The sequence below is a fragment of the Pseudomonas sp. TE21394 genome, assembly GCF_054057835.1.
This window is the reverse complement of record NZ_JBSRZR010000001.1, coordinates 690166-709526: the sequence shown is the minus strand read 5'-3', so window position 1 is coordinate 709526 and position 19361 is coordinate 690166. Positions and strand designations below refer to the sequence as shown.

At 60.8% G+C, this 19361-nt stretch carries 18 protein-coding genes and 2 pseudogenes; 10 read left to right on the top strand and 10 right to left on the bottom strand.

Annotated features, from left to right (window positions below):
- The first annotated feature begins 3 nt into the window (after positions 1–3).
- From ACVWZT_RS03275 to ACVWZT_RS03265, 3 genes are all read left to right on the top strand, one after another.
- Entirely contained in the window at positions 4–702 is a 699-nt protein-coding gene (locus ACVWZT_RS03275; RefSeq protein WP_457472012.1) for a VENN motif pre-toxin domain-containing protein, read from the top strand.
- A gap of 71 nt (positions 703–773) precedes the next feature.
- The gene (locus ACVWZT_RS03270; protein WP_457468132.1) at positions 774–1070 is read left to right on the top strand and encodes a hypothetical protein; all 297 of its coding nucleotides are present in this window, start codon (positions 774–776) and stop codon (positions 1068–1070) included.
- A 10-nt stretch (positions 1071–1080) separates the two neighbouring features.
- Positions 1081–1428, top strand: coding sequence for an immunity 8 family protein (locus ACVWZT_RS03265; RefSeq protein ID WP_457468131.1), 348 nt, complete (start codon positions 1081–1083; stop codon positions 1426–1428).
- A 23-nt stretch (positions 1429–1451) separates the two neighbouring features.
- Here ACVWZT_RS03265 and ACVWZT_RS03260 read toward each other — a convergent pair whose 3' ends face one another.
- The 3 genes from ACVWZT_RS03260 to tnpB all read right to left on the bottom strand — a co-directional run bounded on the left by ACVWZT_RS03260 (position 1452) and on the right by tnpB (position 3652).
- Positions 1452–1667 carry an antitoxin VbhA family protein gene (locus ACVWZT_RS03260; protein WP_457468129.1) on the bottom strand — a complete coding sequence of 72 codons (216 nt, stop codon included), beginning with the start codon at positions 1665–1667 and terminating at the stop codon, positions 1452–1454.
- Positions 1668–1849: 182 nt separating this feature from the next.
- The gene (gene tnpC / locus ACVWZT_RS03255) at positions 1850–3361 is read right to left on the bottom strand and encodes an IS66 family transposase (protein WP_457468127.1); all 1512 of its coding nucleotides are present in this window, start codon (positions 3359–3361) and stop codon (positions 1850–1852) included.
- Positions 3362–3379: 18 nt separating this feature from the next.
- Complete coding sequence (gene tnpB, locus ACVWZT_RS03250) at positions 3380–3652, bottom strand: IS66 family insertion sequence element accessory protein TnpB (protein ID WP_457468125.1); 273 nt, start codon at positions 3650–3652, stop codon at positions 3380–3382.
- Between tnpB and ACVWZT_RS03245 the strand changes: the two are divergent.
- The 4 genes and pseudogenes from ACVWZT_RS03245 to ACVWZT_RS03230 all read left to right on the top strand — a co-directional run.
- Positions 3576–6251, top strand: a pseudogene (locus ACVWZT_RS03245) (hemagglutinin repeat-containing protein); the annotation flags it as partial. The gene tnpB and the pseudogene ACVWZT_RS03245 overlap by 77 nt on opposite strands.
- Before the next feature lie 10 nt (positions 6252–6261).
- Positions 6262–6609 carry a hypothetical protein gene (locus ACVWZT_RS03240; RefSeq protein ID WP_457468124.1) on the top strand — a complete coding sequence of 116 codons (348 nt, stop codon included), beginning with the start codon at positions 6262–6264 and terminating at the stop codon, positions 6607–6609.
- Positions 6610–6851: 242 nt separating this feature from the next.
- Positions 6852–6920, top strand: a complete 69-nt coding sequence (locus tag ACVWZT_RS03235; RefSeq protein ID WP_457472011.1) for an HNH/ENDO VII family nuclease — start codon at positions 6852–6854, stop codon at positions 6918–6920.
- A gap of 131 nt (positions 6921–7051) precedes the next feature.
- Complete coding sequence (locus ACVWZT_RS03230; protein WP_457468122.1) at positions 7052–7330, top strand: SMI1/KNR4 family protein; 279 nt, start codon at positions 7052–7054, stop codon at positions 7328–7330.
- Positions 7331–7345: 15 nt separating this feature from the next.
- On the opposite strand, the pseudogene ACVWZT_RS03225 reads toward ACVWZT_RS03230, so the two are convergent.
- Positions 7346–8283, bottom strand: a pseudogene (locus tag ACVWZT_RS03225) (IS3 family transposase); the annotation flags it as partial.
- Positions 8284–8404: 121 nt separating this feature from the next.
- Between ACVWZT_RS03225 and ACVWZT_RS03220 the strand changes: the two are divergent.
- Together ACVWZT_RS03220 and ACVWZT_RS03215 are read left to right on the top strand one after the other, a co-directional pair.
- A complete protein-coding gene (locus tag ACVWZT_RS03220) occupies positions 8405–9505 on the top strand; it encodes an efflux RND transporter periplasmic adaptor subunit (RefSeq protein ID WP_457468121.1) in 1101 nt (366 codons plus the stop codon).
- A gap of 5 nt (positions 9506–9510) precedes the next feature.
- Complete coding sequence (locus ACVWZT_RS03215) at positions 9511–12576, top strand: efflux RND transporter permease subunit (protein WP_296230855.1); 3066 nt, start codon at positions 9511–9513, stop codon at positions 12574–12576.
- Between the two features lie 128 nt (positions 12577–12704).
- On the opposite strand, the gene ACVWZT_RS03210 is transcribed toward ACVWZT_RS03215, so the two are convergent.
- The 3 genes from ACVWZT_RS03210 to plsB form a co-directional block, all read right to left on the bottom strand.
- On the bottom strand, positions 12705–13391 hold the full coding sequence (locus ACVWZT_RS03210; RefSeq protein ID WP_296230854.1) for a DUF4197 domain-containing protein: 687 nt from the start codon (positions 13389–13391) through the stop codon (positions 12705–12707).
- Between the two features lie 33 nt (positions 13392–13424).
- On the bottom strand, positions 13425–13823 hold the full coding sequence (locus ACVWZT_RS03205) for a YbaY family lipoprotein (RefSeq protein ID WP_457468119.1): 399 nt from the start codon (positions 13821–13823) through the stop codon (positions 13425–13427).
- 77 nt (positions 13824–13900) lie between these two features.
- The gene (plsB, locus tag ACVWZT_RS03200; RefSeq protein WP_457468117.1) at positions 13901–16387 is read right to left on the bottom strand and encodes a glycerol-3-phosphate 1-O-acyltransferase PlsB; all 2487 of its coding nucleotides are present in this window, start codon (positions 16385–16387) and stop codon (positions 13901–13903) included.
- Between the two features lie 231 nt (positions 16388–16618).
- On the opposite strand from plsB, the gene ACVWZT_RS03195 reads away from it, so the two are divergent.
- Entirely contained in the window at positions 16619–16828 is a 210-nt protein-coding gene (locus ACVWZT_RS03195; protein WP_003252255.1) for a cold-shock protein, read from the top strand.
- 121 nt (positions 16829–16949) lie between these two features.
- On the opposite strand, the gene ACVWZT_RS03190 is transcribed toward ACVWZT_RS03195, so the two are convergent.
- Genes ACVWZT_RS03190 through dapE form a run of 3 tightly spaced genes read right to left on the bottom strand, consistent with a single transcriptional unit; the run spans position 16950 to position 19304 of the window.
- A complete protein-coding gene (locus ACVWZT_RS03190) occupies positions 16950–17324 on the bottom strand; it encodes a hypothetical protein (protein WP_296230846.1) in 375 nt (124 codons plus the stop codon).
- A 16-nt stretch (positions 17325–17340) separates the two neighbouring features.
- The gene (locus ACVWZT_RS03185; protein WP_296230844.1) at positions 17341–18153 is read right to left on the bottom strand and encodes a putative RNA methyltransferase; all 813 of its coding nucleotides are present in this window, start codon (positions 18151–18153) and stop codon (positions 17341–17343) included.
- Positions 18153–19304, bottom strand: a complete 1152-nt coding sequence (dapE, locus tag ACVWZT_RS03180) for a succinyl-diaminopimelate desuccinylase (RefSeq protein WP_457468115.1) — start codon at positions 19302–19304, stop codon at positions 18153–18155. Before dapE ends, ACVWZT_RS03185 begins: the two co-directional genes overlap by 1 nt.
- Positions 19305–19361 lie beyond the last annotated feature (57 nt).

Sequence of the window (19361 nt, the reverse complement as noted above, 5' to 3'; positions counted from 1 at the left end):
CAAATCTACCCTGACAAGAGTCGGGATCAACTGAGTGAAGAAGAGAAACAGACCATTTCTGCGTTGGCAACGCTTGCATCAGGGTTGGCAGGTGCTGCAACGGGCGGAGGCTTGACAGACGCTGTCGCAGCGGGCCAGGCGGGAAGGAACGCCGCGGAAAACAACGCGCTGAGCGATATTGCTGAGGCATTGGCGGCAGGCAAGACACCGGAGGTGGTGGCCGAAGAGCATGTCAAGGCAGAAAACGAACGCTACAGGCAGCAGAACTGCGCCGGGTTAAGCTCGGATGCCTGCTCGGTCAAGATGTACAAGGAGCGACGGGAACACCTAAAAGATACACTGTCGATGGGGGCTGATTTTGTACCCGTAATTGGTGATATAAAGAGCTATGCGGAAGCGGAGAGCGCGCTGGATTATCTCGCCGCAACCATGGGTGTCTTCCCGGGCGTAGGGGATGCTGCGGGCAAGGCGATTAAAGCGGCTGAAACAGCGCTGAAGAGGAGGCACCTTGCTGAAGCGTCTCGGCTGATTAATGAGACTAGTCAGTACATAGCGGCTGGTGCAAAAGGGGCGGGGACAGGGAAGGCACCGTATACTTCGACTGTGTCGACGGATGCTGAAGCTGGCATGCCGTATACCCACCGGGTGAAGGACGCCGGTACAAAAGGGACAGGGAATGTTTCTAGCGGTGCTGAAACGTAGCAACGTATCCGAAGCTGAAAGATCAACTTGCACAGCAGAACTTGGCAAATATAGCGGCCCAAGACTCGCGCTTGGCTGCCGCTGTAAAAGGCAGTGGCACGGCTAACCCCAATTTCTCTGTTGGACGCGGCACTGCTGCTGAAGCAGATCAGTTAGGGAAAATTTGGGTTGGGGATGGAGCCAAGAAAACTGCCGATGGCACTGGTTGGATCAGTGCTGATGGTACGCGTGTCTATAGGGCTCCTACTGTTAAGTCATCGCAGTATGCTACTACTGGCGTGCAGGCAAACTTTGAGACCTATTCAATCAATCCAGTGACTGGTCAGAAAATTAAAGTCAGTAACGGGCATCTGAATGTCACTGATTAAGAGGTGTTCCATGCGTGCGGAGCTAAAGGGGATTTCGTCTGATGAGGTGGTTATTCACTCGTATGCGCCAGATGATCCAGAATGTTTTTTTATAACTCTAAGGCTTCGCATTGGCCCAGAAGGTGATAATGGCGGGGACGATTTCGAAGTGTTCGTTTGCACTCCGACATGGCTTCAGAACAATGTATGGGAGCCCATGTGGGGTAGGCACTTTTTGATGGTCAAAGAATTTAACTATCAGTTAATTGTTGACACGATAATTAAGGCTATATCGCAATATGAAGGGGTGGGTTGGTCTGAGATTGCGTGCAAATTGGCAAGGCTTTACGCTTGGGAGTTTGAAGACTACCAAGCCTGATCCGGCCCCGCGCCGGTGTTGTTCTATTTGAAGTCTGCGGCAGGCGGCAGTAGCCGCCCCTCCACGATCCTACCCCTGAACCCTTCCAGAATGCCCCCGATGCCGAGCGTGCCCTCGGCAAAGGCCTCCAGCTGCCGAATCACCTCGGCATTGGGTTCCAGCCCTTCCAGGCGCTGACTGGCGATGGCATTGGCCACGGCCTGGCGGCGTTCGGCTCGCTCGGTCTCACTCAGGGGCATGGCTGTCCCAGGCTTGTCCTGTTTACGTCCCATCGGCTCGGTTTTCCCTATGCGTTGTCGCATGCTTGGGGCAATGCCGTCCTAGGGTTGTCCCACTCGGCCGGCAGCAGCCGATTTGCATCATTGGCGCATCATTCGTAAGCGCTCCATAAACCCCACCTAACCAAAGATGGGCAGCGCACCTAGCTGTGTATTTGAGGTGTGCAATTCCATGGCAGTAGCGCTTCGTAGTCTTCCACTGAGCACGCCTGCGGCAGGCGTTCCAGTGCGTGGCGCAGCCACGCATAGGGTTCTTGGCCGTTGGCTTTGGCCGTTTCTACCAAGCTGTAAAGTTGTGCGCTGGCAGTGGCACCTTTGGGCGTGTCACTGAACAACCAGTTCTTTCTCCCGATGACAAACGGGCGGATCGCACGCTCGGCCGCGTTGTTGTCCATCGGCAAGTAGCCGTGCTCGACGTAGCGTTCCAATTTGCTCCAGTTGCTGGCCAAGTAACCGATGGCCTTGCCCAAGGCATTCTGCGTCGTGACCTGAGGTTGCGTTTTCTCTATCCAGTTTTTCAGCTGAATCAGCAATGGCAGGCTGCGCTCCATGCGGGCAACCTCACGATCTTCGTCGTCACTGTCCTTCAAGTCGCGCTCGACGCCATAGAGCTTATTGATCAGGTTCAATGTGATGTCAGCGCGTCCTGTTTTGCCCTTGGGCTGTACTTTCTGCGCTTCGACGAACTTGCGGCGCGCGTGCGCCCAGCAGCCCAATCGCTCCAGTCCGTCCTGTGCAGCCAGCGCGTTGTAACCGGCGTAGTCGTCGGTCATGACATAGCCGCGATAGCCGTCCAGCAGGCGCACCGGCACCTCCTGCGCTCGGCTGGTGGCGTAGTCGAAAAGGATCACTGGCCGATCAGGTGGGCCGCCGGTTTGTACCCACATCCAGGATTGGCTGCTGGGCTCACGCCCCGGCTCTTTCAACACCTGCACACGTGTTTCATCGCAGTGGATGATCCGACTGTTCAACAGGCTTTCGCGCATCAGGTTCAGCAGCGGCTGGAAATGTTCAGAGCACTGGATGACCCAACGCGCCAACGTTTGCCTTGGAATATCGATGCCGTGACGGCCCAGTACCTTTTGGAAACGATGAAGGGGCAAACCATCGACGTATTTGGTGGTCAGCAGCATGGCCAGCACACTCGGGCTGGCCATGCTCTTCTCAAGCAATTGAGCGGGCTTGTCGGCTGTCACTGGTGCGGCTTCGCAGTCACGGCAACCGTAGACCTTACGGATGTGCTTGATCACACGGATCTGCATCGGAACGATTTCGAGCTGTTCGCTGATCTCTTCACCGATGGCATGCTTGCGGCAACCGCAAGCGCAGGTCAGTTCATGCTCGGGCAGTTCGTGGACGACTTCTATGCGCGGCAAATCGGCTGGCAGCGGCTTGCGCTTGCCACGGCGCTTGGCGGTGGCAACTACCTCTTCATCAGCGGCTTCGTATGCCAGCTCTACCTCGTGCTCCGCTTCGTTGAACAACGCCATTTGAGGCGTTGCCGGGTCGACGGTCTGCTCCGATTGTCGACCGAACAGGCGCTGCCTTAGCAGGGCAACTTGTTCTTCGAGCACACCCATCCGGGATTGCATCTTTGCAAGCATCTGCTTGAGCAATTCAGCATCATCTGGGAGGTTGTCGGGCACGAAATTCATGCCCCGGATTATACCGAATCAGGCCATGAATCGTGGCGTCAAAACCTGATGAGGACGGTTACGCCAGAGGTCGAAGCCATCGAGTAACCAATTCAGTTCCTGGACAGTCAGTACAATCGCTTCGTCGGTGGCGTCGGGCGAAGTTTTGAAACGTTCGGACTCCAAGCGCTTGAGCCAGAGACAGAAGCCGTTTCGCTCCCAATAAAGGATCTTTAACAGCAGCGAGCAGACCTCCAAGAGCAAGAGCAGCGGCTTGACCCTGGCGCTGTCCGGTACGGTTGGCAGTGCCATCGACACCGCTTACCAGATTACCAAGCAAGCGACCCGGGAAGAGGACAGCCGGCTTTCTGCCCTTCAGGGCATCAAGGCCGGCCTGACCGGTGTTCAGGCCTGGCAGGCTGCCCAGCAGAACGGCGGCATGACGGCGGCTAATGCTGGCCAGTTCGTGGGCGTCGCCGTATCGCTGGGCGGGCAGAAGTCGAGCTCGCGGCAGGCCCAGGAACAGACCGTCAGCCAGGGCAGCAGCCTGACCAGTGGCAACGACCTGAGCATTGTGGCCACCGGCAATGGGGCTGGCAGCGGCGGCGACATCCGGGTCCAAGGCAGCCAGCTCAAGGCCGGCAACGACCTGCTGTTGTCCGCTGAACGCGACATCCAGCTTGAGGCTGCGGCCAATACGCAAAAGCTCGATGGCAAGAACAGCAGCAGCGGCGGCGCCATCGGCGCCAGCATCGGTGTTGGTTCCGAAGGTGGTGGCCTCAGCATCTTTGCCAACGCCAACAAGGGCGCTGGCAACGAGAAAGGCAACGGCACGACCTGGACCGAAACCACCTTGGATGCCGGTAATGAGGCGACCCTGCGCAGCGGCCGGGATACCGCGCTCAAAGGCGCGCAGGTCAACGCCGCGAAGATCACCGCTGACGTGGGGCGTGACCTGACGCTACAAAGCCTGCAGGACACCGACAACTACAAGTCCAAGCAGAGCAACGTCAGCGGCGGGCTGAGCGTCACCATCATCGGTACCGGCGGGGCGAGCGGCAGTCTCAGCGCCAGCAAGACCAAGCTCGACTCCAAGTACCAGAGCGTGCAGGAGCAGACCGGTCTGTTCGCCGGCAAGGACGGTTATCAGGTCGATGTCGGCAAGCACACCCAGCTCGACGGCAGCGTCATTGCCAGTACCGCCGATGCCGACAAGAACCGCCTGAGCACCGGCACCCTGGGCTGGAGCAGTATCGAGAACAAAGCCGAGTTCAAGAGCCAGATGGCCAGTGCCAGCATCAGCGGTGGCAACGGTGGCACTGACAGGTTCACCAGCAACATGCCAAGCGGCACGTTGATCGCCTACAACCACAGCGGCAGTGCCAGCGGCACCACGGCTTCGGCCGTTTCCGAGGGCACGCTGGAAATCCGTGACCCAGGCCGGCAGCAGCAGGATGTGGCCAGCCTCAGTCACGACGTCGAGCATGCCAACGACAGCATCAGCCCGATCTTCGACAAGGAGAAGGAACAGCGGCGGCTGCAGCAGGTGCAGCTGATTGGTGAAATCGGCACACAGGTATCGGACATCGTCCGTACCGAGGGTCAGCTGAAGGCCGACAAGGAGGCGCGTGCGGAACTGGATGCACGCGGCATCCCGGCGCCGGGTGAAGGGGCAAGCGATGAGGCGGTCAAGGCGTACCAGGAACAACTGGTCGCCACTGAGGCTTACCAGCGCATCATGGGTAAGTACGGCACCAGTGGTGATTACCAACGCGTGACCCAGGCCGTGACAGCGGCACTGCAAGGTCTGGCGGGCGGTGATATCGGTTCTGCGCTGGCAGGCGCATCGGCACCTTACCTTGCCGGGGTTATCAAGAAAGTAGCGGGTAATAACGACAACGTCCGGGTCATGGCCCATGCCGTATTGGGTGCTGTGGTGGCCCAGGCCCAGGGTAACTCGGCGGCTGCGGGTGCGGCCGGTGCAGCTACGGGTGAGTTGATTGCTGCCCAAATCTACCCTGACAAGAGTCGGGATCAACTGAGTGAGGAAGAGAAACAGACCATTTCTGCGTTGGCAACGCTTGCATCAGGGTTGGCAGGTGCTGCAACGGGCGGAGGCTTGACAGACGCTGTCGCAGCGGGCCAGGCGGGAAGGAACGCCGCGGAAAACAACGCGCTGAGCGATATTGCTGAGGCATTGGCGGCAGGCAAGACACCGGAGATGGTGGCCGAAGAGCGTGTCAAGGCAGAAAACGAACGCTACAGGCAGCAGAACTGCGCCGGGTTAAGCTCGGATGCCTGCTCGGTCAAGATGTACAAGGAGCGACGGGAACACCTAAAAGATACACTGTCGACGGGGGCTGATTTTGTACCCGTAATTGGTGATATAAAGAGCTATGCGGAAGCGGAGAGCGCGCTGGATTATCTCGCCGCAACCATGGGTGTCTTCCCGGGCGTAGGGGATGCTGCGGGCAAGGCGATTAAAGCGGCTGAAACAGCGCTGAAGAGGAGGGACCTTGCTGAAGCGTCTCGGCTGATTAATGAGACCAGTCAGTACATAGCGGCTGGTCCAAAAGGTATTGAAATTGCGCCGGGTAAATTTGACTACCTCTTTGGTAGAGTGGCCAGTACCTCCCATAATGCTGCTCGTTCGAATCAGCTTGCGCTGGAAATGAAGAGGCTTGGTGTTCCTGACAACGCCGCTGGTCGTCAGATGCTAACGGACCACTTGGCGCTTTCGGCTAAAACTGAAGGTAATGTGATAAATAAGTTCTCAAACCAGTACGGAAAATTCGAGGTTAAGGAGTCATTATTCGTGGGTCCGTCGGGTAAGGCTGCTAACTTCCAGAGCACGTTCCAGATTCTTGATGATGGAACTCGTAAGCTAAGCACGGTCATACCGCTTCACTGAGGATTTAGTAATGGAATTTCCTAACGAAAATGATTTTTTAGAGGAGTTTGGTATCGAACCTATCGAGGTTGACCAAGATTTGGCTTTATGTCGCTATAAAGTAAAATCCCAAAATAGCGATCTTGAGTTGGATTTCTCTTTTAGCGCGGTTATGGAGTCGTTTCAAGTTGTATTGAAACTCGCTAAGCAGGAGCTAGCTATCATTTCGTCAGAAAATGTGAAGTCTATCGAATTTGTACGGGGTGGTTCAGAGGCTGGAATTCGTGTTGTCTTTGATATCGGTGATTCAATTTCGGAGGCTATGGTTACATTTGAACCTGATTTGAGCTGTAGGTGGTGGACGTTGCGTAAAACGTAGCTGCGATCTTTCAATTTTTCTGCCTGATTGGTCCAAAAGACGCAGGGAACGCTACAGAAGCGGGTTTGGTTTTTACTCAACAGCGTATTTTTTGGTCAAAAGATCCCATTCAGTACAACGGGAATAAGGTTTATCAGTGGAATGACTTGATTGACCCAAGTAGGGTTGATTCGCAAGCTGGATTAACCAATAAGCAGGTTACGTAGAATGGATTGGCACCATATGGAACAGATGGGTAGAAAATAAGCCTCCATCATATGTTGCAGACTCAGGATGGTCCTATTGCGGAAGTGACTCAGAGTTTCCATTAGAATAATACAGCGGTTATTCATATAAACTCTGGCTTAGATATTCCATCTGGAATTAACAGGGCGCAGTTCGAGAAGTGGTAGAAAGGCTATTGGAAAGCTAGGGCATCTGATTTTAATTGATTTGGTGATATATGATTTCTGATATAAATTCCTTTGTCATAGAGTTAAAGAAATTACGATTGCCATTACCAAATGCTCAGGTGTTGCCAAGTGATGAGTTCTTGGATTCGTATGAGAAAGAGTTGGGCTTTATCTTTTCGGAGGATTATAGATATTTTCTGAAGGAGGCAAGCGATAGTCTCTTGAACGGAAAGGATTCCCTTAGGGTTACATTTGATAGAGATAGCCCGAGAGAACTAATTACTAACGCGAATGAGGCGTGGAGGCTAGGCGTTCCTCGTGACTGGTGAATCGCCCCTGGTTTTCTAGACACTCTCCAAGCTCAGAAAATAGCGTTTCTCATACTCTACTGGCGACAGCTGCATAGCACTGCTGTGTCGGCGTTTAGGGTTATAGAACATCTCGATGTAATCGAAAATATCACTTCGGGCTTCGTCACGCGTTGCGTAGATCCTTCATCGGATTCGCTCCCGCTTCAAAAATTGGAAAAAGCTCTCGGCTACGGCATTGTCTTGGCAGTTTCCCTGTCGGCTCATGCTGCTGACCACATTGTTGGCCTTAAGGAAACTTTGCCAATCTGAGCTACTGAACTGGCTGCCTTGGTCTGAGTGAATCATCACTTGCTGCTGTGGCTTGCGTCGCCAAACGGCCATCAGCATGGCGTCGATGGCCAGGTCGCTGCACATCCTGGGCTTCATTGACCAACCGATGGCCTGGCGAGAGAACAGATCCGCACCACCGCCAGGTACAGCCACCCTTAATAGGTGCGGATGTAACTGATATCTATCACCCAGACCTTGTTCGGCTCACTGACCTTGAACTGCCGCGCGGGGTGGTTGGGCGAGGCCACTGTTGGTTTTCCACCATAAAACCCTTGGACGCCGCCGATAGCCCGTTCGAGAACGCAGCCCCTCCGCCTGCATCAAGCGGCCGACTCGATTTCGACCGCATTCCTTTCCCAGCTCACGCAGGTCATCGTGAATTTTACGCTAGCCGTACACACCGCCATTCTCCAGCCAAGCATGCTTGATCAAGCCAAGTAGCCGTTGGTCTTCTTGGGCTCGGGCGGACTGAGGCTCGGCCAGCCAGGCGTAGTAGCCGCTGGGGTGCACCTTGAGGGTTTGGCAAAGGCGCCGTACCGGATAATCAGTCGAGTGCTTTTTGATGAAGGCGTACTTCAGCCACACTCCTTGGCAAAGTACCCGGCGGCCTTTTTTAAGATGTCTCGCTCTTCCGTCACGCGCTAAGGCAGGTGAAAAGCCACGGATTTTTCTGTCGGCCCTGGCTTCCCGGCTCCGGTTCGCTGATTTAATATACTTGCCAGTATAAATATTCAGACGTGCACCCTCGCGAAAGGATTCATCATGTTGCGTCATGCCTTGTCCCTCGCCCTGCCCGCCGCCGCCGTGCTGTTCCTGGCAGCCTGCGGCCAGGAAGCAGCCCCACCGGCCACGCCCCGTCCGGCGCTGGTGGTGCAGCCGCAGCCGGCCGAAGCCGCTGCCGACAGTTATCCCGGCGAAGTGCGGGCGCGCTTCGAGCCGGAGCTAGCCTTCCGCATCGCTGGCAAGGTCAGCAAGCGCCTGGTCGAAGAAGGGCAGCGGGTCAAGGCGGAGCAGCCGCTGGCCGAGCTCGACCCCCAGGATGTACGTCTGCAACTGGAAGCCAACCGTGCCCAGCTGGCGGCGGCCGAGGCCAACCTGTCGCTGGTGCGTGCCGAGCGCGATCGCTACCAGAAACTGCTGGACCGGCAGATGGTCAGCCGGTCGCAGTACGACAATGCGGAAAACCTCTACCGCGCCGGGCTGGCCCGCCTCAAGCAGGCCAAGGCCGAATTCGACGTCGCTGGAAACCAGGCCGAATATGCCGTGCTACGAGCGCCGCAGGCCGGGGTGATTGCCAAGCGCCAGGTGGAGGTGGGCCAGGTGGTTGCGGCCGGGCAGACCGTATTCACCCTCGCTGCCGATGGCGAACGGGAAGTGCTGATCAGCCTGCCGGAGCAGCAGTTCGCCCGCTTCGCCGTGGGCCAGCCGGTCAGCGTGGAGCTGTGGTCGCACCCACAGGAGCGCTTCCAGGGGCGCATCCGCGAGCTGTCACCGGCCGCCGATCCGCGTTCGCGCACCTTCGCGGCACGTATCGCCTTCACCTCCGCTGCCACGCCGGCGGAACTGGGCCAGAGCGCCCGGGTATTCATTGCCCATGAAGGGCTGATCCCGTTGTCAGTGCCGCTGTCCGCGGTTACTGCAGAGAACGGTCAGGCGTATGTCTGGCGGGTCAACCAGGACAGCCGCCTGGAGCGGGCGATGGTGCGCCTGGGGGCCTACGGGGCCGACAGCGTGCCGGTACTCGAAGGCCTCAAGGCGGGGGACTGGATAGTGGCCGCCGGCGGCCACGTGTTGCGCGAGGGCCAGGAAGTACGCCCCGTGGACCGCACCAACCGTGTGGTGAACCTGACGGTCAAGGAGTAAGTCCGATGGGTTTCAACCTTTCTGCCTGGGCACTGCGCAACCGCCAGATCGTCCTGTTCCTGATGGTCCTGCTGGCGGCCATTGGCGCGATGTCCTACACCAAGCTCGGCCAGAGCGAAGACCCGCCGTTCACCTTCAAGGCCATGGTCATCCGTACCCTGTGGCCGGGCGCCAGCGCTGAGGAAGTGTCGCGCCAGGTTACCGAGCGCATCGAGAAGAAACTGATGGAAACCGGCGAGTACGAAAAGATCGTCTCGTTCTCCCGTCCCGGCGAATCGCAGGTCACCTTCATGGCCCGCGATTCGCTGCACTCCAAGGACATCCCCGAGCTGTGGTACCAGATCCGCAAGAAGGTCGCGGACATCCGCCACACCCTGCCGCCGGAGATCCAGGGCCCGTTCTTCAACGACGAGTTCGGCACCACCTTCGGCAACATTTATGCGCTGACCGGGCAAGGTTTCGACTATGCCGTGCTCAAGGACTATGCCGACCGTATCCAGATCCAGCTGCAGCGGGTCAAGGACGTGGGCAAGGTCGAGCTGGTCGGCCTGCAGGACGAGAAGGTCTGGATCGAGCTGTCCAACCTCAAGCTGGCCACCCTCGGCGTGCCGATGGAGGCCGTGCAGCAGGCGCTGCAGGAGCAGAACGCGGTCAGCACCGCCGGCTTCTTCGAAACGCCCACTGAGCGTCTGCAACTGCGGGTGAGCGGGCGTTTCGGCAGCGTCGAGCAGATCCGCCAGTTCCCTATCCGGGTAGGTGACCGTACCTTCCGTATCGGTGACGTCGCCGAGGTGCACCGGGGCTTCAACGACCCTCCCGCACCGCGCATGCGCTTCATGGGCGAGGATGCCATCGGCCTGGCTGTGTCGATGAAGGACGGTGGCGATATCCTGGTGCTCGGCAAGGCTCTGGAAGCCGAGTTCGAACGCCTGGCGCGCAGCCTGCCGGCCGGCATGGAGCTGCGCAAGGTTTCCGACCAGCCGGCGGCGGTCAAGGCTGGTGTGGGCGAATTCATCCAGGTGCTGGTCGAGGCGCTGGTCATCGTGCTGCTGGTGAGCTTCTTCTCGCTGGGCCTGCGCACCGGCCTGGTGGTGGCGCTGGCCATTCCGCTGGTGCTGGCCATGACCTTTGCCGCCATGCACTACTTCGGTATCGGCCTGCACAAGATCTCCCTTGGCGCGCTGGTGCTGGCGCTGGGCCTGCTGGTGGATGACGCGATCATTGCCGTGGAAATGATGGCGATCAAGATGGAGCAGGGCTATGACCGGCTCAAGGCGGCCAGCCATGCCTGGACCAGCACCGCCTTCCCGATGCTCACCGGCACCCTGATCACCGCGGCCGGCTTCCTGCCAATTGCCACGGCAGCTTCCAGCACGGGCGAATACACCCGTTCGATCTTCCAGGTTGTGACCATCGCCTTGCTCACCTCCTGGGTGGCCGCCGTGGTATTCGTGCCTTACCTGGGCGAGCGCCTGCTGCCCGACCTGGCCAGGTTGCATGCCACGCGGCATGGCAAGGACGGCCACGCGCCAGACCCTTACGCTACGCCGTTCTACCAACGCGTGCGGCGGGTGGTGGAGTGGTGCGTACGGCGGCGCAAGACCGTCATCCTGCTGACCCTGGCCGCCTTTGTCGGCAGCATTCTGCTGTTCCGTTTCGTGCCGCAGCAGTTCTTCCCGGCCTCCGGGCGCCCGGAGCTGATGGTTGACCTGAAGCTGGCCGAAGGTGCCTCGCTGGCCAACACTGCCGAGCGGGTCAAGCAGCTGGAAGCGCTGCTCAAGCAGCAGGACGGCATCGACAACTACGTGGCCTACGTGGGTACCGGCTCGCCGCGCTTCTACCTGCCGCTGGACCAGCAACTGCCGGCGGCCAGCTTCGCCCAGTTCGTGGTGCTGGCCAAGTCGATGGAAGACCGCGAGCGCCTGCGCAGCTGGCTGATCAGCACCGTCGACCAGCAGTTCCCCGACTTGCGCGCCCGGGTCACCCGCCTGGAAAACGGCCCGCCCGTGGGCTATCCGGTACAGTTCCGGGTGACCGGCGAGCACATCGAGAAAGTCCGTGCGTTGGCTCGCGCAGTGGCCGACAAGGTGCGCGAGAACCCGCATGTGGTGAACGTGCACCTGGATTGGGAGGAACCGAGCAAGGCGGTATTCCTGGAAATCGACCAGGACCGAGCGCGTGCCTTGGGCGTGACTACCGCGCACTTGGCGGGCTTCCTGCAAAGCTCGCTGACCGGTAGCACGGTCAGCCAGTACCGCGAGGACAACGAACTGATCGAAATCCTGCTGCGTGGCACCCGCCAGGAACGCAACGAGCTGGGCAACCTCGGCAGCCTGGCGTTGCCCACCGACAATGGCCAGAGCGTGGCGTTGTCGCAAGTGGCAACCCTGGAGTACGGCTTCGAGGAAGGCATCATCTGGCACCGCAATCGCTTGCCGACGGTGACCGTGCGTGCTGACATCTATGACCAGCAGCAGCCGGCGACGCTGGTGAAGCAGATCGAGCCGACCCTGAAGGAGATCCGCGCCAACCTGCCTGACGGCTACCTGCTGGAGGTGGGAGGTACGGTGGAGGACTCCGAGCGCGGACAGAAGTCGGTGAATGCCGGCATGCCGCTGTTCGTGGTGGTGGTGCTGAGCTTGCTGATGATTCAGCTGCGCAGCTTCTCGCGCACGGTGATGGTGTTCCTCACCGCGCCGCTGGGGCTGATTGGCGTAACCCTGTTCCTGCTGGTGTTCCGCCAACCGTTCGGCTTTGTCGCCATGCTCGGCACCATTGCCCTGGCCGGGATGATCATGCGCAACTCGGTGATCCTGGTGGACCAGATCGAGCAGGACATCGCGGCGGGCCTGGACCGTTGGCAGGCGATCATCGAGGCCACGGTGCGGCGTTTCAGACCGATCGTGCTGACCGCACTGGCGGCGGTGCTGGCGATGATCCCGTTGTCGCGCAGTGTGTTCTACGGGCCGATGGCGGTGGCGATCATGGGCGGCTTGATCGTGGCGACGGTGTTGACCTTGCTGTTCCTGCCGGCGTTGTATGCGGCGTGGTTCAGGGTGAAGAAGGGCTGAAGTTCGCAGGGGAGGGCTTCGCCCTCCTTTCGCGACACCAGGCCACTCCTACAGGTGTGGCGCTGCCCTTGGGAGGTGGGCAGGAGCGGCCTTGTGCCGCGATGGACTGCAAGGCAGCCCATCGGCCATCACAGCGCGCCAAACACTTTCTTGGCCAGGCTGGTAGCCGCTTCAGCCGGGTTCTGGCGAATGCTCTGCTCTTGCTTGGCGATCATCTCGAACAGGCCGTCCAGCGCCTTCTCGGTCACGTAGTTCTCGATATTGGCGTCGTCCTTGACCAGCCCCAGGCCTTTGGCCTGGGCCGCGAAGGCATTGTACTGCTGGGCCACGCCAACCTTGTCGGTGGCCTGCTTGACGATCGGCAGGAACCTGGCGCGGATCTGCTCACGGCTGCTCTTGTTCAGGTACTGGGTCGCCGAATCGTCACCACCGCTGAGGATGCCCTTGGCATCGGTCACGCTCATGTTCTTGACGGCATCCACCAGAATCGCCTGGGCCTGCGGCACGGCAGCCTCGGCGGCCTTGTTCATGCTGGTTTCCAGGGCTTCGACCTGTTCACCCTTGCCGAACATCTTCATCGCCTTGGCGGCCTTGCCCAGGTTGCCCGGCAGCTCGATGCGCACGTCCGGGTCGTTGCTGAAGCCACCCGGGGCGCTCAGCTGCTTGACGGCCAGTTGCGCGCCTTGGGTCAGGGCATCCTTCAGGCCGCCGGTGGCGTCTTTCTGGCTCAGGTCGCCCAGCGACAGGGCCAGTGCACTGGCCGACAGCAGCAGGCCGGCGCACAGGGTGGTAAAACGCAGGGTGGTGCGGAACATGAAGCTTTCCTTGTAGACAGATGAATACGGGTATCAGCGGACCGGATCGACCTTTATCCGCACGGGCTGCGGGTCATTGCCGTCAAGCCTGACGCCATGGTGCTCGGTGTTGATGAACAGCAGCCTGCCATCCAGTTCGATGCGCGCGCTGACCGCATAGCGGTGGCCGGGCTTGACCTGGGACGGGTCGTAGGCGAGGTGGAAGGGCAGCGGTACGTTGCCTTTGACCGGGCCGGCCTGGCGGGCCAGCACCACCGCCGGGGCGTCCATCAGCGACACATCCTGCAGCTCCACACTGAGGGTGGCGGTCGCTGGCAGGGCGCTGCGCTGCAGGTAGAAGACTTCGCCATCCAGGCTGGCCTGGCTGGGCGGGGTGTGGCTGGAACAGGCTGCGAGCAGGGATGCGCAACACAGCATAAAGAGCTTTTTCATGGAGTCTCCGTTTTCCTTGGGGCTGGCTTGTGGCCAACCCCAGGGACTTTAGCGGATTTTGCTGGCCGCCGAACCCTTTACAGGGTCGAACTTTCCAGGCCGTCATCGCGGTGCAGCGCCACCTGACGGATCGACAGGCGCAGTTCGGCCGACAACACCCGCTTGGCCACGCCTTCGGCCAGCTCGCCAAGCTTGTCGTGGTAGCCCAGCTTGCCTTGGCTGTCGGCCTGCAGCACGCCCTGCTCGAGCAAGGTGTGGATGAAGTGGCGGAACAGCGTCTTGTCGAAGAATTCCGGGGCGTTCAGGCCATGCAGGATCGACAGGCGCTGAGCCATCATCACGCACAGGTCTTCCAGTGCTTCGGCGCTGAGGCTGTGCTGCCCGCTGTTGAGCAGTAGCGAGGTAGCCATGTAGAAGCGCTGCAGGGTCTGGGTGATGCTGCGGGCGAGCAGGGTCAGCAAGACGAACTGCCTTGAGCTGGGTGCGGGGCGGATGTACAGGTTCTGGTCCTGGCGCAGCAGGCCCTGTTCGACCAGTGCGGCCAGCCACTGGTCGATCACTTCGTCCAACTGCTCTGGTGCCCAGCGCAGGAACAGTTCGCCCTGCAGGTATGGGTACAGCGCATGCACATACTCGCCCAGGAGTTCACGGCTCAGGCGTGAGCTGCTGAGGAAGAAGCTGGCCAGCAGGGCTGGCAGGGCGAAGATGTGCAGCACGTTGTTGCGGTAATAGGTCATCAGCACCGCGTTGCTTTCATCCAGATACAGGATGCGGCCCAGGGCATCCTTCTGCTCGGCCACCAGGCTCATGCTGCGCACGTGTTCGATCAATGCCTGGCCGTCGCCCTCGGGCAAGGTGGTGTGCGGCGAGTAGGGCACCTGGCGCAGCAGCGCCAGGTACAGGTCGAGCACGCGGGTCAGGGCGCGTTCATCCAGGGCCAGGCGGCTGGTCGACAGCAGTGCCAGGGCCACCAGGTTGACCGGGTTGATCGCCGCCGCCTCGTTGAGGTGGCGTGCCACGGTTTCGCCCAGGCGGGTGGTGGTGGCATTGAGCCAGTCCGGACGATACTGCGGACCATGGTCCTGTTCCCGCCAGCCCGGCTGCTGCTGATCGAGGAAACCGGCCAGGCGGATCGGTTCGCCGAAGTTGACGTAGACCTGGCCAAAGCGTTGCTTCAGCGCGCCGAACACCTTGAAGATGTCGAAGATCGACTCCTTCTTCTTGCTGGCCCCGCGCAGTTCGCCCAGGTAGGTCCGGCCTTCGAGCACGCGCTCGTAGCCGATGTACACCGGCACGAAGACGATCGGCGTGCGCGATGAGCGCAGGAAGCTGCGCAGGGTGATGGCCAGCATGCCAGTACGCGGTTGCAGCATGCGCCCGGTACGCGAACGACCACCCTCGACGAAGTATTCCACCGGGAAGCCCTTGGTATAGAGGGTGTGCAGGTACTCGTTGAACACCGCGGTATACAGCGGGTTGCCCTTGAAGGTACGGCGCATGAAGAAGGCACCGCCACGGCGCAGCAGGTTACCTACCAGCGGCATGTTGAGGTTGATGCCTGCGGCCACGTGCGGCGGGGTGAGGCCATTACGGAACAGCAGGTACGACAGCAGCAAATAGTCGATGTGGCTGCGGTGGCACGGCACGTAGATCACTTCGTTGCCAGGGGCGATGCCTTGCACCTGCTCGATGTGGTTGACCTTGATGCCGTCGTAGATCTTGTTCCAGAACCAGCTGAGCACCACTTCGAGGAAGCGGATGGCGGTGTAGGTGTAGTCCGAGGCAATCTCGTTGCCATAGCGCAGCGCCTGCGCTTCGGCCTTGGCCAGCGGCAGGTTCTCGCGCTGCGCCTCGTCGAGGATGGCCTGGCGTACCTGCGGCGCATGGATCAGGCCCTTGACCAGCGTGCGTCGATGCGAGATGTCCGGGCCGATGACGGCAGTCTTGAGGTTGCGAAAATGCACGCGCATCAGGCGCTGGGCCATGCGCACGGTACGTTCGTGGCCCTTGTTGTGCTGCACCAGTTCGCGCAGGTGGATTGGTGCCGAGAACTGCACGCGGGTCTTGCGCCCCAGCACCAGCACGGTCAGCAGGCGGCGCAGGCGCCCGGTTACCGCCCAGCTGTCGGCGAACAGCAGCTTCCACGGGCTGGACTCACTGGCCGGGCTCTGGCCCCAGAACACACTGACCGGGATGATCTGCGCGTCCTCTTCGGCATGCTGGCTGATGGCGGTTATCAGGCGCTCCAGGGTAGGTGGCGCGCCACGCTTGTCGTGGCGGCCGAGCCAGTCCGGGTCCGGGGTGAGGTAGAAGAATGCAGCCGGTTCCTGCAGCGGGCCCACCGCCACCGGCAGCACCGGGCGCGGCAGACCCGCCTTGGTGCATTCGTGGTCAAGCACGGCCAGGTCGGTGAGGGCGGGCGAGGGCAGGGCATAGAACACCGGACGGCTGCGGTCGAGCTTGAGGGTGACGGAGGACTGGTTGATGGTTTCGGAGCGCACCCACAGGTACAACAGGCGACGCAGGGCGCCGAAGATCAGGCGGCGCAGGGGGGAACGGGTCATGGGGTGTGTGCCCTGGGTGTGAAGTTCAGTGGTTATCTGGCCAATTAGTCTGCCGTATCCGCGCAAGTTCAGCAAAAATCGCCGAACGGCGCGACGGTCATCAAATTTTTTTGTTCTGTGTCATATACTCGGCCTGCCACTTGCAGGATATTTGCGCAAGCGGCGTCGGCACGTGGCGGAGGCCTCGTGTCTGCAAGGCGATCTTCACAATAAAAATCCGGAGTAGTTCAGATGTCGTCTCGTGAGACTGGGAATGTAAAGTGGTTCAACGATGCCAAGGGTTATGGCTTCATTCAGCGCGAAGGTGGTGCGGATGTGTTCGTCCACTATCGGGCGATTCGCGGTGAGGGGCATCGTACCCTGGTCGAAGGGCAGCGGGTCGAATACGCCTGCGTGCAGGGCCAGAAAGGCCTGCAAGCCGAAGACGTAGTAGGGCTCTGAGCCTCATGCTGTAAGGCTTGTTGTGGGAGCTGGCTTGCCGGCGATTACCGGCGAGGCCGGTGCCAGGTACCGTGTTGCCTGCATCGCCGGCAAGCCTGGCTCCCACAGGAATACCCCGTGTTCAGGTACGCCAGGTGATCTCCTCTTCACCGTCGGCACTGATGCGGATCCAGCGGTCAGCATCCTCTTCCCCGTCCTCTTCCACCCAGCCACCGGGCGCGCAGCGCACTTCCACACCCAGCGCGGCGAAAGCGGCGCGGGCGCAGGCAACGTCATCGGCCCAGGGCGTCTGGTCGCTTTCCAGGTAAAGGCTGTTCCATTTCCCTACAGCTTTGGGTAACCAGGTGACCGGAATGTTACCGGCCTGGCATTTGAAGGTCTGGCCTTTCTGCTGCCATTCGCTGCACGGGCCGATCGCCTGGCCAAGCCACTCGGCAATCTGCTTGTGGTCGACGTCGGCGTCCTTCAGGTAGATCTCGATATCAGGTTGGCGCATAAGGGCTCCGGTGTGCTCAGTCTTGGCGCAGGAAATAGTCGTAACGCATGGAAACGGTGACTTCGAACGGCTCGGGCTGGTCGATCACCCGGGCACGCCTTTCGGCACTGGCGCGCCAGCCGTGCGGGGTCATGGCCAGCAGGTCGGCGCGGGCCTTGGGCGCGACCAGGCTCAGGCGAAACTCGAGGGTTTCGCTGTGGGCATGGGCCATGCCCTCGGGGACCAACGCCAGGTGCTTGTCATCGGCGTAAGGGCGTACCTCATCGTAGAGCACTTCGCGCAGTTCCATCAGGTGGCCGCTGGTGGGGCCGACTCGCATCAGGCCGCCGCCGGGGCTGAGCAGGCGCTTGGCCTCGGCCCAGTCGAGCGGGCTGAACACGCTGGCGATGAATTGGCAGCTGGCGTCGGCCAGTGGTACCCGGGCCATGCTGGCGACCATCCAGGTGACTTCGGGCGCGCGGCGGCAGGCGCGCTTGACCGCCTCGCGGGAGATGTCCAGGGCATAGCCCTCGGCGGTCGGCAGGGCCTGGGCGAGCTGCGCGGTGTAATAGCCCTCGCCGCAACCGATGTCCAGCCAGGCAGAGGGCTGGCGCTCGGCGGCCAGCTCGGCCAGGCGGCGGGCCACCGGGGCGTAGTGGCCGGCATCGAGGAAATCGCGACGAGCCTCGACCATGGCCTGGTTGTCACCCGGGTCGCGGCTGTTCTTGTGCTGCACGGGCAACAGGTTCAGGTAACCCTGGCGGGCGCGGTCGAAGCGGTGCCCGGCCGGGCACACCACGCCGTTGTCGAGCCGGCTCAGCGGCGCCTGGCAAAGGGGGCAGGCGAGCATCAGGCGAGCAACCGGACCAGGGTCTGGTAGTAGATTTCGGTCAACAGGTCGAGGTCGCTGGCCAGGATCCGCTCGTCAACCTGATGGATGGTGGCGTTGACCGGGCCGAGCTCGACCACCTGGGTGCCCATGGTGGCGATGAAGCGGCCATCGGAAGTACCACCGCTGGTGGACGGCTGGGTATCGCGGCCGGTGACGCCCTTGATGCTGGCCGAAACCGCGTCCAGCAGCTCGCCGGGTTCGGTGAGGAACGGCAGGCCCGACAGAGCCCAGTCGATCGACCAGTCCAGTTGATGCCTGTCGAGAATGGCCGCCACCCGCGCCTGCAGGCCTTCGACGGTGGACTCGGTGGAGAAGCGGAAGTTGAACAGCGCGGTCAGTTCGCCCGGGACCACGTTGGTGGCACCGGTGCCAGCGTTGAGGTTGGAGATCTGGAAGCTGGTCGGCGGGAAGAACGCGTTGCCCTCGTCCCAGTGCTCGGCAGCCAGTTCGGCCAGGGCCGGGGCGGCCAGGTGGATCGGGTTGCGCGCCAGGTGCGGGTAGGCCACGTGGCCCTGCTTGCCGCGCACGGTCAGCTTGGCGCCCAGCGAGCCACGGCGGCCGTTCTTGACCACGTCACCGAGCAGGGTGGTGCTGGACGGCTCGCCGACGATGCACCAGTCCAGGCGTTCGTTGCGCGCTTTCAGGCGCTCGACCACCGCCTTGGTGCCGTGGTGGGCCGGGCCTTCCTCGTCGCTGGTGATCAGGAACGCGACCTTGCCCCGGTGGTTCGGGTAGTCCTGCACGAAGCGCTCGCAGGCAATCACCATGGAGGCCAGGCTGCCTTTCATGTCGGCGGCACCACGACCGCAGAGCATGCCGTCGGCGTCGATCAGCGCCTTGAACGGTTCATGCTGCCATTGCTGCACCGGGCCGGTGGGCACCACGTCGGTGTGGCCGGCGAAGCACAGCACCGGGCCGTCCTGGGTGCCGTGGGTGGCCCAGAAGTTGTCGACGTCCTCGATACGCATCGGTTCCAGCTGGAAGCCCACGGCGCCCAGGCGGTTCATCATTTGCGCCTGGCAGTCGGCGTCGACGGGGGTGACCGAGGGACGACGGATCAGGTCGCAGGCCAGTTGAAGGGTGGGCGAAAGCTCGGCTGGGGCCGTCATGGGGGACTCCGGGGCAAGGCAAGGCGAGGAAATCTGAGGGGCGTTATCTTATATCAA